This window comes from Chryseobacterium tructae (genome assembly GCF_030409875.1).
In the GTDB taxonomy this organism is placed as follows: Bacteria; Bacteroidota; Bacteroidia; order Flavobacteriales; family Weeksellaceae; genus Chryseobacterium; species Chryseobacterium tructae.
On record NZ_JAUFQR010000001.1, the window covers coordinates 2,476,113 to 2,493,162 of the forward strand.

Annotated in this window: 17 protein-coding genes, 1 other RNA gene and 1 pseudogene; 18 read left to right on the forward strand and 1 reads right to left on the reverse strand. The window is 35.3% G+C overall.

The window, feature by feature from the left end; genetic code table 11:
• Positions 1-122 precede the first annotated feature (122 nt).
• From QWZ06_RS12250 to QWZ06_RS12265, 4 genes are all read left to right on the forward strand, one after another.
• On the forward strand, positions 123-959 hold the full coding sequence (locus tag QWZ06_RS12250) for a 1,4-dihydroxy-2-naphthoyl-CoA synthase (protein WP_290298382.1): 837 nt from the start codon (positions 123-125) through the stop codon (positions 957-959).
• 98 nt (positions 960-1,057) lie between these two features.
• The gene (gene menA, locus QWZ06_RS12255; protein ID WP_290298383.1) at positions 1,058-1,987 is read left to right on the forward strand and encodes a 1,4-dihydroxy-2-naphthoate octaprenyltransferase; all 930 of its coding nucleotides are present in this window, start codon (positions 1,058-1,060) and stop codon (positions 1,985-1,987) included.
• Between the two features lie 18 nt (positions 1,988-2,005).
• A complete protein-coding gene (locus QWZ06_RS12260; RefSeq protein ID WP_290298384.1) occupies positions 2,006-2,452 on the forward strand; it encodes an SRPBCC family protein in 447 nt (148 codons plus the stop codon).
• A gap of 143 nt (positions 2,453-2,595) precedes the next feature.
• Positions 2,596-3,282, forward strand: a complete 687-nt coding sequence (locus QWZ06_RS12265; protein WP_290298386.1) for a metal-dependent hydrolase — start codon at positions 2,596-2,598, stop codon at positions 3,280-3,282.
• 116 nt (positions 3,283-3,398) lie between these two features.
• Here the strand turns inward: QWZ06_RS12265 and ffs are convergent.
• Positions 3,399-3,496: signal recognition particle sRNA small type (gene ffs / locus QWZ06_RS12270), an RNA gene on the reverse strand.
• Between the two features lie 131 nt (positions 3,497-3,627).
• Here ffs and QWZ06_RS12275 point away from each other — a divergent pair.
• The 14 genes and pseudogenes from QWZ06_RS12275 (at position 3,628) to QWZ06_RS12340 (ending at position 16,912) form a co-directional block, all read left to right on the forward strand.
• Positions 3,628-4,230, forward strand: coding sequence for a DUF4199 domain-containing protein (locus QWZ06_RS12275; protein ID WP_290298387.1), 603 nt, complete (start codon positions 3,628-3,630; stop codon positions 4,228-4,230).
• A 16-nt stretch (positions 4,231-4,246) separates the two neighbouring features.
• Positions 4,247-5,196: pseudogene (locus tag QWZ06_RS12280) on the forward strand (glycosyltransferase family 2 protein).
• The gene (locus QWZ06_RS12285) at positions 5,196-5,585 is read left to right on the forward strand and encodes a hypothetical protein (protein ID WP_290298388.1); all 390 of its coding nucleotides are present in this window, start codon (positions 5,196-5,198) and stop codon (positions 5,583-5,585) included. The pseudogene QWZ06_RS12280 and the gene QWZ06_RS12285 overlap by 1 nt, the downstream one beginning before the upstream one ends.
• A gap of 110 nt (positions 5,586-5,695) precedes the next feature.
• Complete coding sequence (locus QWZ06_RS12290; protein ID WP_290298389.1) at positions 5,696-6,454, forward strand: hypothetical protein; 759 nt, start codon at positions 5,696-5,698, stop codon at positions 6,452-6,454.
• Positions 6,455-6,843: 389 nt separating this feature from the next.
• Positions 6,844-7,320 carry a DUF4280 domain-containing protein gene (locus tag QWZ06_RS12295; RefSeq protein WP_290298390.1) on the forward strand — a complete coding sequence of 159 codons (477 nt, stop codon included), beginning with the start codon at positions 6,844-6,846 and terminating at the stop codon, positions 7,318-7,320.
• Positions 7,321-7,331: 11 nt separating this feature from the next.
• Entirely contained in the window at positions 7,332-7,889 is a 558-nt protein-coding gene (locus tag QWZ06_RS12300; RefSeq protein WP_290298391.1) for a hypothetical protein, read from the forward strand.
• 305 nt (positions 7,890-8,194) lie between these two features.
• Positions 8,195-9,304: a phospholipase effector Tle1 domain-containing protein gene (locus tag QWZ06_RS12305; RefSeq protein WP_353959964.1), complete on the forward strand. Its 1,110-nt coding sequence runs from the start codon at positions 8,195-8,197 to the stop codon at positions 9,302-9,304.
• 78 nt (positions 9,305-9,382) lie between these two features.
• A complete protein-coding gene (locus QWZ06_RS12310; RefSeq protein WP_290298392.1) occupies positions 9,383-10,423 on the forward strand; it encodes a DUF2931 family protein in 1,041 nt (346 codons plus the stop codon).
• 74 nt (positions 10,424-10,497) lie between these two features.
• Positions 10,498-11,529 carry a DUF2931 family protein gene (locus QWZ06_RS12315; protein WP_290298394.1) on the forward strand — a complete coding sequence of 344 codons (1,032 nt, stop codon included), beginning with the start codon at positions 10,498-10,500 and terminating at the stop codon, positions 11,527-11,529.
• A gap of 158 nt (positions 11,530-11,687) precedes the next feature.
• Positions 11,688-12,086 (forward strand): hypothetical protein, encoded by a 399-nt coding sequence (locus QWZ06_RS12320; RefSeq protein ID WP_290298395.1) that lies wholly within the window; start codon positions 11,688-11,690, stop codon positions 12,084-12,086.
• 151 nt (positions 12,087-12,237) lie between these two features.
• Positions 12,238-12,939: a GIN domain-containing protein gene (locus QWZ06_RS12325; protein WP_290298397.1), complete on the forward strand. Its 702-nt coding sequence runs from the start codon at positions 12,238-12,240 to the stop codon at positions 12,937-12,939.
• 56 nt (positions 12,940-12,995) lie between these two features.
• Positions 12,996-14,711: a phospho-sugar mutase gene (locus QWZ06_RS12330; RefSeq protein ID WP_290298398.1), complete on the forward strand. Its 1,716-nt coding sequence runs from the start codon at positions 12,996-12,998 to the stop codon at positions 14,709-14,711.
• Between the two features lie 17 nt (positions 14,712-14,728).
• Positions 14,729-15,628, forward strand: a complete 900-nt coding sequence (locus QWZ06_RS12335; RefSeq protein ID WP_290298399.1) for a hypothetical protein — start codon at positions 14,729-14,731, stop codon at positions 15,626-15,628.
• A 30-nt stretch (positions 15,629-15,658) separates the two neighbouring features.
• Positions 15,659-16,912, forward strand: a complete 1,254-nt coding sequence (locus tag QWZ06_RS12340; RefSeq protein WP_290298400.1) for a pyridoxal phosphate-dependent aminotransferase — start codon at positions 15,659-15,661, stop codon at positions 16,910-16,912.
• The last annotated feature ends 138 nt before the right edge of the window (positions 16,913-17,050 follow it).

A 17,050-nucleotide genomic window follows, 5' to 3' on the forward strand; every position in this document is an offset into this window, starting at 1 on the left:
AAAACAAGATTTATAGTTTAAAATTTATCATCCAAAATTTCTCTTCCTTCTGAAGAGGATCGGTAAATTTCATCCCTAGAAATTCTCTGTAATTCCGTATCTTTGAGAAAAATTTTAACAAAATGATCGAGTGGAAAACCGTTAAGGAATACGATGATATTACCTATAAAAAATGTAATGGTGTAGCAAGAATTGCTTTCAACAGACCGGAAGTACGTAATGCTTTCAGACCTAAAACAACGTCAGAATTATACGATGCTTTTTATGATGCCTCTGAAGACTCTTCAATAGGGGTTGTTTTGCTTTCAGGAGAAGGGCCAAGTCCTAAAGATGGAGGTTGGGCTTTCTGTAGTGGCGGAGATCAAAAAGCAAGAGGTCACCAGGGGTATGTAGGAGAAGATGGAAGACACCGTCTAAATATTCTGGAAGTTCAACGTCTGATCCGTTTCATGCCTAAAGTGGTAATTGCCGTAGTTCCGGGTTGGGCTGTAGGTGGTGGACACTCACTTCATGTGGTTTGTGACTTGACTTTAGCGAGTGAAGAACACGCAATTTTCAAGCAAACTGATGCTGATGTAACGAGTTTTGACGGAGGGTATGGATCAGCTTATCTTGCAAAAATGGTCGGTCAGAAAAAAGCTCGTGAAATTTTCTTTTTAGGAAGAAATTATTCCGCTCAGGAAGCATTTGAAATGGGAATGGTAAACAAAGTAGTTCCCCATGCAGAATTGGAAGATACTGCTTATGAATGGGCTCAGGAAATCTTAGGGAAATCTCCAATGTCTATCAGAATGTTGAAGTTTGCAATGAACCTTACTGATGATGGAATGGTTGGTCAACAGGTATTTGCAGGAGAAGCAACTCGTTTAGCATATATGACTGAAGAAGCTCAGGAAGGAAGAAATGCATTCCTTGAAAAAAGAAAACCGAATTTCGGAGACGATAAGTGGATATCGTAAATATTGTATGGATGTATTCATGTAAAAAGTAGTAATGATATGAGTGTCGTTTTATCATTTTACATGAATACATTGTATATGAATACAAGAAAAATAATATGACTGATTGGATAAAAGCCGCAAGGCTAAGAACTTTGCCGCTATCATTAAGCGGAATTATTATGGGAGCTTTTATTGCAAAATGGAGGCTGTACAGAGAAGGCGGAACATGGGACTGGAAGATTTTTGCCCTGGCACTTTTGGTAACGCTTTTGTATCAGATTTTATCAAACTATGCCAATGATTATGGTGATGGGGTAAAAGGAACCGATGCAAAAAGAATTAATGAAGCAGAAGCAAGAGCAGTAGCCTCAGGAAAAATTACGGCTAAACAGATGAAAAATGCGGTGATTCTTTTTTCAGCACTGGCTTTCATTGCTACGATTGCATTATTGTATGTTGCTTTCATTCCAAATTATATGAATGAATTTTACATTTTCATAGGATTGGGTGTAGCTTGTATTTTAGCCGCCATCGGATATACAGTAGGGAAGAAGCCTTACGGATATATGGGACTGGGAGATATCTTTGTATTTATCTTCTTTGGATTGGTTTCTGTATGCGGAAGTTATTTCCTGTTTACAAAAACATTCAGCTGGGATATGATGTTGCCGGGAACTGCAGTAGGAATGATGAGTATGGCAGTGCTGAACCTGAACAATATGAGAGATATTGAAAGTGATAAGCTGTCGGGAAAAAACAGTTTTGCATTAAGAATCGGATTCAAAAATGCAATGATCTATGAAATGATTCTGTTACAACTTCCTTTGATATTGATTTTTGCTTTCCTCGGAATCAATGGATTCTTTCAGGAACAGAACTATTATGTTTTTATTGTAATGATCCTTATGTTTCCTTTGATGAAACTGAGAAGAAGTATCATGTCGGTAAAAGAGCCAAAGGAATTAGATCAGTATTTAAAGCAGGTTGGGATCATGACGTTTATAATGGCAATTCTTACAGCAGCTGGACTTAATTTATTTAACTAAATCTAAAAATATTATATTATGAGTTCCAATGTCTATGTCGAAGCACAAATGCTTATCAGAAAACCGATTGAAGATGTTTTTGAAGCATTCATCAATCCTGAAGTAACCACTAATTTCTGGTTTACAAAATCTACCGGAAAATTAGAAGAAGGGAAAACAGTAACCTGGGAATGGGAAATGTACGGCGTAAAAAACGTAGTAAACGTTCATCAGATTATTCCGAACCAACTGATTAAAACAGAATGGGGAGAACCTTCGGTACACGTAGACTATGAATTTAAAACCATGGAAAACGGAACTCTTGTTGTCATTAAGAGCTATGGATTCACTCAAACAGGTGAAGACCTCCTAAGACAGGTTAATGACAATACAGGTGGTTTTACGACCGTTTTAGACGGCTGTAAAGCGTATCTGGAACATGGGATCAATCTGAGGCTGATTGAAGATAAATTCCCATCGAAATAGGTAAAGTAAATAAACAACGCTTAGCGTTTTAAAAGAAAACATGGATGGCACAAATGCTTTTACGGATATTACCAAACTAATGGTGCTATTCGTGAAATTATTTGAGTCATTTGTGTTTCATCATAATTGAAATTAAATTTACAATGAAAATACAATTTTTAGGGCAAAATTGTTTCCTGTTCACGTATAAGGACAAAACAATTTTAAGTGACCCTTTCTACAACTACAAAAAAGCGGAATCAGGTTTTGATATTACCGCACACAAAATCGATTACATCTTGTTGACCCATGCTCATGGCGATCATATTGCCGATGTAGCGGAAGTATTGCAGCATTATCCGGAAGCAACAGTGATTGGAGTGCCAGAAGTATGCGGATACTTTACACAAGCTAAAAATAGAGACGATGTGAACCTCGGAGGATCGGCAAAAATCGGCGATCTTAAAATTTCCATGGTTCCGGCTCACCACACGAGTTCTTTCCCTGATGGAAGCTATGGTGGTGTTCCTGTAGGGTATATTTTCAGATTACCTGAAGGGAAGAATGTATATTTAGCTGGAGATACAGGAGTAATGGCGGATATGGAGCTATTCCCAAGATTATACGGAAATATCGATCTTTCTATCCTTCCAATTGGCAGCCACTACACAATGTGTCCTAGAAAAGCGTCTTTCGCTGCCGCAGAACTTTTAAAAACTCCAAAGGTAATCGGATGTCACTTTGATACATTCCCAGCGATTGAAATCAACCATGAAAGTGCATTAAAGCATTTCGCTGATAAAAATGTAGAACTTGTTTTACCAAAATTAGGAGAGACGTTCGAATTTTAATCAATAATAAGACGGAGGTAATATAACAATTAGAATAATGAAAAAGATGCGTAAGGTATTAAAAACAAAAAAAGATAATTATCAAATTACCTCTCTTCTCACTTTAAACCAAAAAAAAATGGCAAGCTACCTAAATCACACCGCTACGACCAATTACCTTTGCTGCGTTCCCACCCTGGAGGATTCTCAGGAGCTGGTTGTTTAGGACTTGCCGTTGCAAAGGTAGGAAATATTTGTAAACTTCAAAACTTTATTAAAGAAAATTTGTCGAAAAAATGCAGTAGTAGAGCTAATCGGCTGACATTTAGGGGAATAATTTTTCAACTTTTTTCTAAAAAATTTAACATGACGAAAAGTCCATCAACACTAGGAATTATACTTTTTATCGCTACAATGATCGTTTTCTTTGTAGTGTACACTTTTTTTTCAGGAATCAATTATTTTGATATATCACTGAAAACCAATACTTTTGTATTGCCAATTCTATACACCGGAGCCGCATTCTGGTCGGTAAAAACCTATTGGAACAACAATAGAGTGGTAACTTTTAAGGAAGCTTTCAAAAGAGCATTCATTCCGATGTTTATCGGAGGGATTCTTTCAATATTCAGTATTTATGCATTTTTAAACTTTGCAGATACTGATGCAAAAAAGCTTTTGAACTATCAATATGTCCAAAGACAGAAGTCGGAACTGGATACAGAATATACTTCAGCGAGAAAAATTTTGAAGCATCAGAAAGATATTGATGAGCTGGATCAGAAGTATAAAGAGAGAGTACAGAGCTTTGCTCCAGACGTTGTAAAAGGAAAAGATATGCTTACTGCAAGTCATTTTTCAGGATATTTTGCAGCAATTCTTATATTTTACGTAGTTTTGTCGGTGTTTTTCGGAGCATTTTTCAGAACAAGAAGTATCTATCAGCCCGAAGAAACAAATCAAGACTAATTTTTATTAAAATTAAATGAACTTATCTATAGTTATTCCGTTACTGAACGAAGAAGACTCTCTGGAAGAGCTTTTTTCAAGAATTGATAAAGTCTGTCAAACCAGCAGTTTATCTTACGAGATTTGGTTTGTAGATGACGGAAGTACGGATTTATCGTGGAGTATTATTGAGAACCTGAAAGTACAGTATCCTCAGATCCACGCTATTAAATTTCCAGAAATTATGGGAAATCTCAGGCACTTCATGCTGCCTTTGCAAGAACAAACGGTGATGTAGTAATTACCATGGATGCCGACTTACAGGACTTTCCGGAAGAAATCCCTGAACTGTATAATATGATCATTCAGGACAATTACGATATTGTTTCCGGTTGGAAGAAAAAACGTTTTGATAATGTAATGACGAAAAATATTCCGTCAAAACTCTTCAATGCAGCAGCAAGAAAAGTTTCCGGGGTTTATCTTCACGATTTCAACTGTGGTTTGAAAGCTTACAAAAAGCAAGTGGTAAAATCTGTAGATGTATATGGAGATATGCACCGCTACATTCCGGTATTAGCTGCCAATGCAGGTTTCAGAAGAATTACGGAAAAAGAAGTACAGCATCAGGCAAGACCTTACGGGACTTCGAAATTCGGAACGGAGAGATTTGTAAGAGGATTTTTGGATCTGGTAACCCTTTGGTTTGTAAGCCGTTTTGGAGGAAGACCAATGCATTTCTTCGGAGCAGTAGGAACTGTAATGTTTATTTTAGGTTTCCTTTCAGCATTATGGCTGGGAGTATCCAAGCTGATTGATGTAGCCAGAGGAATCTATGGCCATTTAATCACCAATAATCCTTGGTTTTACATTGCTTTAACCATGATGATTATGGGAACTTTGCTATTTGTAGCCGGATTCTTAGGAGAAATGATCATCAGAACCAACCGCGAGCATAAGAATTATAATATTGATGAAGTGATATAATGGAAGGACAATTACCCAAAATTTATTCTAAAAAAGTAATCTTAGGATTTTCTATTTTTCTATCAACACTCTTTGGTGGGGTTTTATTATATCAGAATCTAACCGCAGTAAATAAGAAAAAAGAGGCCTATTTAGTATTGGGTGTTTCTATTATAATCACTATACTTTCCGGAATTATTGTGAGTATTCCTGAAAACCCTAAAAGTTCACTTGCCTATTTGTGTGGCCTTGCAGGGGGATCAATACTTTCGTATTACTTTGTTCCAAAGTACTTTTCGAATGAAGAACAATATCCCAGAAAAGCAATTTGGAAACCGTTAATTGTAGCTATTATTTTGGTAGCAATTTTGGTTACTGCAGCAATATATTCGTTGCCTGCTGAAAATTAGACTGTATCAATATACACAAAAAAATACCTCAGAAGTGATATGCTTTCTGGGGTATTTTTTTGATTCATACATTTATTTTCCGATATTAGTGTGAGATGAAAAACACACAAATGGAAAATATTAGAATTGAAATTAAAGATATTACCGATCTGGATTCCCTTTCCAGAGAATACGATATTTCTAAGGAAGAACTGATTGCCTTTCACAATCAGCATTGTGCTTTACACGAAATTATTCCGGGAAATCTACCGAAATACCTTAAATATATTTATATCCCTGCTGAAAAGAAAAGCAAATGGAAAGAGAAAAGCCTTCTCATTTCACAAATAACACTTCCCGATACCCTTGAAGAATCTACCTATGGTATATTGATTACGACTCTTCTTCCGGAGACAAAAATACAATACCTTGTTGATATCCAAAGAAAAAGAGAGCTGATTGTATCCGTTGTCAGGAGAAAAATGTACATCAATGATCAGGAAATAGAATTGATGGTTGAAAAGCTAATGGAAACAGCAAGTGAGGCGCTCTATCCACTACAAATTTCTTTAAAAAAAGACGGAAGAACAGAAGAAATACTCAACGGAAATGAGATCAGAAAGCGGTGGAAGGAAGAATATTACCCCAAAATACAAGAATATTACGTAGGAGAGGCAGCAGATGAAATCATTGAGAAGTTAAACCGATTTTATGAAAAGATGAGCGGAAGTACAGAAGCATTGCATTACAATCTGTTTTATGCAACTTACTTTATACCGCTATACACTTCATATCCTGATTATCAGAAAGAAGAAATACTTAGCTTCTATTTCCTTCTCTGGGGAAGAGCATTTCTTATACAGCTGTTTTTTCGTTACAAAAAATGCTGACGGATCATGATCAAATTCTCATCCATGTAAAAGGAGAACAAGTAAATAGCCCCATTACGACGGATTTGAAGAAAGGTACTCTTGACCTTCTTTATCAACTTGATAGAGAGACAAAAAGTATTTCTTCGATCGTAGGGAGATTATCATCTTTTCATCAAAATAATGAAATTGATATTGTTATTGAAATATATCGGCAAGAATCTTATATTTGATATACCTAATCATTAAAATTAATGGTATGAAATATATTGTGACCCTAAAAAAGGGCATACTTAAATTTCGACCTATTTTGTTACCGGAATAAGAAATTTCCAGAGCGAATGATCTATCCTTTAGATGGTTCATGTAAGCCTTAGAACAAAATAAAATTGTAAAAACACAAAAACACAATGAGCGAGAAACATTTAGTATGCCAGGGGGCTATATGTAAATGCCAGTTCGGCACGGCTCCGGATAAGTTGCTGGTGAAAACCCAGAGCAAACGATACATTAACGATAAGGATGGCAGTAGTAAACTGACGGCTACTCACGTAGATATTGGTAAAACTTTCGAGAAAAATACCTTTGGAAGTTGTGCTAAAATGAACAACAATCCTTGTCAGGTTACCATCACCCAATGGAGCGGTTATTATCAGAACATTACACTGGAAGATAATGGGGGGAAAGCTCTGTTGGAAGACAGTAAAGCGACCTGTCCGATAGGAAGCCCGGATTGTATTACCATTATCAACCATGGACAAACAGCGGAAATTTCGCAACAAAACACAAATAATGCACGTTCCGAGGTGCTTGCAGAAATATTTCCGTTTGTTGATTTGAAGAAAGAAGAAGTTGTAGAGGAGGAAGAGGATATCGTTAAACTTTAAAAAATACATTGATGAAAATTATAGGAGAAACAAGACCTCTTACTTATAAATTATACAACTACAGCCTGCTGGCCATCACAGGAAATCCTAAAGTAAAAGAATGGAAAATAGAATACAACGGTAAGATACTATCGACCAACGCTGCGGGAATTTTTAAATTTCATCCCAATCTGGCAGGAAAGAAAGTAAGACTTATTGCTGTCGTTACTCAGAATAGTAAAAATACTGAATATTCTATTGATTTATACGTTCTTTTGGGAAATCCAAAAATTCTATCCATAGAATGGCAGGATTTCAGAGGTAAACCCATAGGAAAAAGGAAGGTGGGGTATCTGGATAAAATACGATTAGCCATTAAAACAATCAATATCCCAAAAGGGGATTCCCTGAAAATATCCGTGTATGAAGATGATACTACTGGAGACCGTACAATGGGAGTGTATACGACCAGTGGCGTAGATGATAAAGGATTTGCCTATCTGTATTTTAATCAACTCAGTCTTTATCAGGATGCTCTGAACAAAAAGATTGGATTGATGAAAGCGAACATGAGTATTATATCAAGGTAAAATATGAAAATTATATCAACCGTACAGAAGAAAAAATACAGCTAGTTGTACAAAATGAGCTCGTACAGCATGTTGATAAGCCGCAACCAACGAATAAGCCTGTCGTAGTTGCTGCACCCGATAAAAAGCCTAAACAAAACGATAAAGTGAAAAAAAATGTAGTTTTCAATATGTTCTTTGATGGAACCATGAACAATATGACTAATACTACGGAAAGGATTGGAAAAACAGATGTTTATAACAGGAAAAGTAATAAAAAAGATGATAGTTATACTAATTTCTACTCCAATGTGGCTTTATTGTATATGAATAATGATGTTAAAGAAAATGAAGATATTATTAAAATTTATACAGAAGGGATAGGTACGGAAGATAAGAAAATGGATCAGACCTTTCCGGGGGGAGCATTGGGTACGGGTATCGCTATTTACATGAGGGGTATTAAGGATAAAGTACAGCGGGGAATACAACAAATGAAGGATTTTGCCGATAAAAAATATTTCGATAAAGGTGTATCTATTGGAAAGGTCACGATCAATGTATTTGGCTTTAGTCGTGGCGCAGCTGCCGCAAGGTATTTTTTGTCTCAAGATTCATTAATCATGATTAAGCTGAATTTAAAAAGTTTTCAAGATATTACCTTTAACTTTATTGGTTTGTTTGATACCGTTGCATCTTATGGTATCCTCCATTTAAATGATGTTATAGAGCTTCAGTTGAAATTAAAAAATAGAGCAAAAAAGATAGTACAATTAGCTGCTGCTGATGAATACAGGAATAATTTTAAATTGACTAATATTGATAGTTCTGTAAAAGCGGGTGTAGGATATCAGCTTACCATGCCTGGAGTACATTCGGATATTGGCGGGGGCTATAGCGAAGTAAGTGACGAAAAAAGATATTTAGGAGAATACATGGTATATGGAGATAATGACATTACAGCAAAAAAAGAACTTGAAAAAATAAAAAAACGCTATATTGAAGAAGGATGGTATCAGCCGGAGCAGTTTATGATTACAAAAGAACTTAAAACCAATTTTTCTAAACTGTATAATCTTTCTTACAGTCATTTATATACATTATATGGAGTAAGAAAAGGGTTGTCTAATAGCTACCAATATATTCCTTTTGCAATTATGAAAACATTTTGTGAGAAGCATGGAAAAATGGTATTTAAAAAAACAACTGATAACATATATACCGTATCAAAAGAATTACAAACTGTAAAGGGAGAGTTGTATGATTATGCAATTAAAAACGATGGTATTAATTCTCTTGCAGTTACGCTTCCTAAAGAGCAATTAATGTGGGTTCGAAATAAATATCTTCATCGTTCAAATAAAGATGATGAGACATTTAAAATGGATGGACGTTATGTAAACGGAAAACCAGAAAGAGATATTTTAAAAGGTTAAAAAAATATTATGAAAAAGTTATTAGGACTATTACTGATAATTGGGCTGTTAGTTAATAGTTGCGAAAAAATAGACAATATGAACAATAGGTACGAATGGCTGACTTTGACAACTGCCGATATGGGATATCCAATGGAAATAAAAGGAGGTACTTTCTATGATGAAAAATATGAAGATATTGCAGGCATTCCTGCTGATATGACTTTATCGTCTCAATGGTGGAGTGGCGATTCTGGAGTAGTTATAGCTGGAGATCAATATCGTCCTGTTCCTTTTGGTATGAAGATCAGATGGTTTTCTTATGCAGAAGACAAGTTTTATGAAGGTGATTTTAAGTTGGATTATGAAAAATTGTCTAGCCTATTTAAGGAAGGGTTAAAATGTAAGGAAAGTTCTAATTATAAATATTTTAAAGTATCTATTGCTCCTGGAGGACAAGTATTCCTTTATTTACTGGGTGGCAATTCTCTTTTGGTGGGAAGTTATCAGGCTAAGGAATATGTTGTTAATGATTTTAAAAAAGAAATGCATCTGCCTTTGCATACAGAAATTACAAGGAATGAATTGGTAAACCTTAATATAAAAGAGATGCCTCTTCAAACCCAACAGGAAATTTCAGAAAAAAGAATCAATACCAAGATTTGGAAAGATATAAACCTTCATTATCCATGGAAATATACTTTTAAAGTAGCTGACTTTAACAATTCTTTTGATTTGAAAAAACAGAAAATGGGGGTTGATTATATTAATGGTGAGGAAGCATGGTGTATCTCTGACGTAGATTACTTGACACAGTCCTCTCCCAAAGCTATTCCATTAGAGATCGATGGAGAATTTGAAACATCAGCGGGAAGAAAATTTACTATTCGTATTTATCCTGGGAATGTAAATAGACAAGAACCTAAGATGCAGCCTTATGAGATAAGGAGGGGTCGCGAGCAGGAACTGGTGAAGTTGTTTAAAGATTTTTATACAAAAATAGGAAAGAAGGATTTTGAGATCCACTTAAAACTTTCACCAGATTTTAAAACTGGTAAAGTATATCTTAAGAAAGACAATGTAGAGCAGGAAATCCCTAAGGTACAAGTAGATATTTTTGATATGACATTTGATCAATGATAAATAAGCTATTCCCAATATTACTCTCATTATTGATTGTTTTGCAATTTTTTAGTTGCGAAAAAATAAATAATATGAACAATAAGTACGAATGGCTGACTTTGACAACTGCCGATATGGGATATAATATGGAGATTGTAGATGGATCTTTTTATGATAATAAAGGAGAAGAAATCGCTGGAATTCCTAGTAGACAGGTTCTGCAATCTCAATGGTGGAATGGAGATTCCGGAGTTATGATTGTAGGAGAACAATATCGACCCATTCCTTTCGGTATGAAAATCAGATGGTTTTCTTATGCGGAAGATAAGTTTTATGAAGGCGATTTTAAATTGGATTATGAAAAACTGTCGAAGCTATTTAAGGAAGGATTAAACTGTAAAGAAAGTTCCAATTATAAATATTTTAAAATAGCCCTTGCTCCTGGTGGGCAGGTATTTCTTTATTTACTGGGAGGGAATTCTCTCTTAGTTGGTGATTTTTTAGCGAAAGAAAGCCATTCGTTGCAATGGACTGATCTTGGAAATAAAAGTAATGAACAAAGGAATAATGCGGTAAAACATTTTCAAGGTGAAATGCCTCTTCAAACGCAGCAGGAAATTTCAGAAAAAAGAATCAATACCCAGATTTGGAAAGATATAAACCTTCATTATCCCTGGAGCTATACTTTTAAGGTAGCTGACTTTAACAATTCTTTTGAAATAAAAGAAAAGGATATAATAATTAACTATATCAATGGAGAAAATGCTCGATGTATTTCTGGAATAGATTACTTAACCAAGCCATCTCCCAAAGCGATCCCATTGGAGATCGATGGTGAATTTGAAACTTCAGCCGGCAGGAAATTTACCATTCGTATTTATTCAGGCAATGTAAATGGAGAAGAACCCCAAAAACAAACGTACGAGGTGCAAAGAGGTCGCGAGCAGGAACTGGTAAAACTGTTTAAAGATTTTTATGAAAAGGTTGGGAAGAAAGATTTTGAAATTCATCTAAAACTATCACCAGATTTTAAAACCGGTAAAGTATATCTTAAGAAAGATAATATAGAGCAGGAAATCCCTAAAGTACAGGTGGATATTTTCGATATGACATTTGATCAATGATAAATAAGCTATTTCCAATATTACTCTCATTATTGATTAGAGAGCTTTGCGTTAAAATTAAATAAGTCCTATATAAAGAATATAAAGAGAGGCACCCTTAGAAAATAGGGTGTTTTTTATTTATTTTTACGCCGAATATAACCCTTAAATAATATTAAATGCCTAATGTACAAAGACTGTTTGCTGTTATATTTCTATTGTCTATATCCTCATGTTCATCCAAAAGATTGATAGGTTCATGGGAATTTATAGAACTATATGAAGGAACAGTGCCAAAGATTGATACCTTGAAAAACAAACAGAATCATTCCAAGTACGGAACAGGCATTTTGAGTTTTCATCAAAATAATTCTTTTGACTCCAGAGACCTTACAGGAAATTACCAAAGTAAAAATAACCTGGTGAAAATGAAATACAGTGAAGGTAAAGATACAGTACAAATGAAAATCTCCTATATCAATAAAGACTATTTGCTGTTGTCATCAATGTCTGAGAAACCTTATACATGGTTTTATAAAAGAATAAAATACAAAAAACAGCTTCCACCTGAAAACTGAAAAATTGAATATTATCAGGTATTTTATTGCCAAAAGACAAAGATTTTTAGAAATTTTAATCCTATTTTTGTTAAAAGATATTGTTGAAAGCCCTGAAAACTTTCAATAAAGCAGATCATAATGATCATCAGTAGAATATTTAAAATTAAATATGAAAAAAGTACTATACACATTGATGCTGGTTGCCGTAGTTTCCTGCGGGAAAGTTTCCCCAAAAGGAAATATTGAAAAGAAAGATGTGGACGTTCCGGAATTTGTAAACCTGGATCTGGATGGTAAATTCCGTGTATTTTATGCCAGAGGGGAAAAGAACTTCGTGGAAATAGAGACCTATCCTAACGTAGCCAGTAATTTGGATGTAGATGTAAAGGATAAAACCCTTACCATCAAAGAAAAAAGAGGAACAAAAGGTGTTGATTTTTACAATGTAACGATCTATTCAAAATATAACCTTGAAAAAGTAGCTGTTTCAGACTCCGTTGAAGTAAATATTTCAAGTGAAATTAAAACCGATAATTTCAGACTGAATATGAAAAACAATGCAAGCTTCATGGGATCTGTCAATACAAGAAGGGCAGAAGTGGAAATGCATAACAGAAGCCGTGCCAACTTTTTAGGATTAACCAAAGATGCCGTGATCAAGATTTCAGATACAGCAAGCTTAATTGCTCCTTACTGGAAAATTACCAACCTGAATATCGATTCTAAAAATGGAAACTATGCTGAGGTAAATGTAAAAGACTCTTTAAAAGGAAATATCCAGAACACGGCAAAATTCATCTACTATAATGATCCGATCAAAGCATTTAAAGTAGAGAAAACAACTAAGGTTGAAAATAAAAAACTGGATTAAAACAGTAAAATTTAAACGAGAACTTTACGAACTATAAAAAAGAACAACATACAAATATGAATACATTAGAAAAAGCGAAACTTTGGTTAAGTGATACCTTCGATGCAGAAACGAGAAGTGCAGTACAGGCATTAATCGATAGCAATTCCCCGGATCTGGAAGACTCTTTTTATAGAGAATTGGAATTCGGAACAGGAGGTATGCGTGGAATAATGGGAGTAGGAACCAACCGCTTAAATAAATATACATTAGGACAGGCGACTCAGGGATTGGCCAACTATATGCTTGAGCAGTTCAAAGGAGAGGAAATCAAAGTTGCTATTGCTTATGATGTGCGCCACAATTCAAAAGAATTCGGGAAACTGGTAGCAGATGTTTTAACAGCAAACGGAATTAAAGTATTGCTTTTCAAAGATCACAGACCAACTCCTGAATTGTCTTTCACGGTTCGTGATAAAAAATGTAACGGCGGAATCGTATTAACAGCTTCTCACAATCCACCTGAATATAACGGGTATAAAGTATATTGGAATGACGGTGCACAGATCGTTCCGCCAAACGACGAGGCCATTATCAAAGAAGTATATTCTGTGAAATTTGAAGAAATTAAATTCAACGGAAATGATGACTTGATCGAATGGATCGGAGAGGAGCAAGATGACGTTTACATTGATGCATGTATTGAAAACTCTACATACCAAAACGAAGGAAAAGAAAATTTAAATATTGTTTTCACCTCTATTCACGGAACTACCTATACTACGATTCCTAAAGCATTAGCAAAAGCAGGTTTCAAAAAAGTAGATTTGGTTAAAGAACAGATGATCCCAAGCGGAAATTTCCCTACTGTAGACTCTCCAAATCCGGAAGAACCAGCAGCATTAGAGATGGCTATGGATCTTGCAAAGATTACCAATGCTGATATCGTGATTGGAACAGACCCGGATGGGGATAGATTAGGAATTGCAGTAAGAAACCTGGATGGTGAAATGCAATTATTGAATGGAAACCAAACCAATACAATCCTTACGTATTACATCCTGAATGAATGGAGAAAACAAGGCAGAATTACAGGTAAAGAATTCATTGGTTCTACCATCGTAACTTCTGATATTTTCTATGATATTGCACAGAAATTTGGGGTTGAATGTAAAGTAGGTCTTACAGGATTCAAATGGATCGGAAAAATGATTCGTGAAGCTGAAGGAACTCAGAAATTTGTGTGTGGTGGAGAAGAAAGTTTCGGATTCATGACCGGAGATTTTGTTCGTGATAAAGACTCTTGTGGAAGTATCCTTTTAGCTTGTGAAATTGCTGCATGGTGTAAAGCCAACGGGAAAACAATGTATCAATACATGATCGAAATCTATGAAGATCTGGGGATGTATTTTGAAGGATTAATCAATATTGTTAGAAAGGGAAGACAAGGTGCTGAAGAAATTCAGAATATGATGAAAGACTTCCGTGAAAACCCTCCAAAAGAATTAGCAGGTTCATTAGTAGAAGAAGTAAAAGATTTCAAAGAACAGACAAGTCTTACCATTTCTACAGGAGAGAAAAAAGTAATGAACGAAATTCCACAATCTAACGTATTGATTTACTATACACAGGACGGAACTAAAGTGTGTGTAAGACCTTCAGGAACAGAACCGAAAATTAAATTCTATGTTTCAGTAAAAGATGCGATCTCTTCTGAAGCAGATTTTAAAGATAAATTAAAATCATTGGAAGCAAAAATTCAAGCCGTTAAAACAGATTTAAAACTGGATTAATCTCTTGTAAAGCAGATATGATAAAAAAAATAGTAGCAGTTTGCATACTGTCTGTAGCTGTAGTTTCTTGTAAAAAGGAGACTGCAGTTCCGGATGGAAAATCTGTAAACGACTCAATTGCTAAAAACGAAACCAAAGAGAATCAGTACAAACCCATTGATACAGCTTGTTCTTCCAACAATAAAACGGAAGATTATATTGCAGCTCTTCAATGGTATCGTACGAAAATTGATAAGGAAATTGCAGGAAACAGTCCGGAACAGAACAATAAAGTGTACGAAGATTATGTGAAAATCAGAGATAAGTACACCGATTGTTTTAACGATTCACAAACTGAGATATTAGATAAATATATTGATTATCACACGAATGAACCGGGAACCGAGCACCTGCCGGATAACATAAAGAAAATGGCAGCCGAGCTGAATAAAGCAGGTCTTGAATTCCGTGAAATGGGAGAAGGACTTACAGAAATTCATTCGTTACCAGGATATTATGAGTCTGTCTTTAAAAATAAAGTAACTCCTGATTATGGAGCCTATATCTCGCAGATGGCAAAAGACAATAAGGAAAACTATGCTGTGAATGGTGGTCTTTTAATTACCTGGGAAGAATTAGGAGATCGTTTGATCGAATGGGAAAATTTTATCAATAAATATCCCAAAAGCCAATTAATAAGGGCAGCAAAAGATAATTACCACAATTATTTGCTGGATTATCTTCTGGGAATGGACAGTGATCGTATCTATGATAATGAGGAAGGAAAAATTTATGATGATAAAAAGGAAGCGTACAGCACACTCATCAAAAAATATCCAAACTCTGCTACTGCAAAAAAAACTAAAGAACTAATAGCCGCTTATGATGCCCATGTACCTGTGGATCAGATAGAAGAGAGAATCAATTTGAAAAGATAAAATATTAGTAAATTTTAAATAAGAAATAAAGTGAAAGTTTCAAAATTAGCAGCGAACCTGATCGGTTCTGAAATTGTAAAAATTGGTAACGAAGTAAATGATCTAAAAGCAAAAGGTGCAGAAATTGCCAATCTTACTATTGGTGACCTGAATTCTAATATCTATCCTATCCCAGCATTGCTGAAGGAGGAGATTCAGAAAGCCTATCAGAATAACCTGACAAACTATCCACCTGCCAACGGACTTTTATCTTTAAGAAAAGAAGTTTCCAAAGACTTAAAAAACAGATGGAATCTGGATTATTCACCCAATGATATTTTGATTACAGCAGGATCAAGACCGTTGATCTATGCCGTATACAAAACCATCGTAGACGAAGGAGATAAAGTAGTATATCCTACACCATCATGGAACAACAATCACTATGCTTACCTTACTTCAGCCAATGCTGTAGAAGTAAAAACAAAGCCTGAAACCAATTTCCTTCCAACAGCAGATGATTTAAGACCTCATTTGGACGGAGCAGTTCTATTGGCACTTTGCTCTCCATTGAACCCAACAGGAACCATGTTCACAAGGGAACAACTTTCTGAAATCTGTGAATTGGTAATTGCTGAAAACAAAAAAAGAGGAGCAGACGAAAAACCATTATACTTAATGTATGATCAGATCTATTCTAACCTTACTTTTGGTGCAGAACATGTAGATCCGGTTTCTCTTTTCCCTGAAATGAAAGAATATACAGTGTATATCGATGGGATTTCAAAATGTCTGGCTGCTACAGGAGTACGTGTAGGTTGGGGATTCGGACCTGCACATATCATTGATAAAATGAAAGCACTTCTTACTCACGTTGGAGCTTGGGCACCAAAACCAGAGCAGGAAGCTACAGCAAAATTCTATGAAAATCCTGAAAATGTAAATGTATTCGTAGAAGACTTCAAAGGAAAATTGGAAGAAAGCCTAAAAGTTCTTCATGGTGGAATTCAGGATCTGAAAGGGAAAGGTTTAACGGTAGACAGTATTGAGCCGATGGGAGCACTTTACCTTACTATCAAATTAGATTATATCGGAAAAACAAAACCTGATGGAGTTGTTCTTGAAAACTCTTCAGACCTTGTATTTTACTTAATCAATGAAGCAGGGGTTGCTTTAGTTCCGTTCTCAGCATTCGGGGAAGATACATCTGAACCTTGGTTCCGTGCTTCCGTTGGAGGGTTAGCTGTAGATGAAATCAAAGGAATGCTTCCGAAATTGGAAACTGCTTTGAATAATCTGAAGTAATAAGTTTAATTCATTTATAAATGTACCAGTGTAACAATAGCCACCAATAGAAAAATTGGTACATTGTTACACTGGTATATTGTTATATTGGTACATTATAGTAATTATCGCGCTGAGCGGAGTCGAAGCTTTTTTACA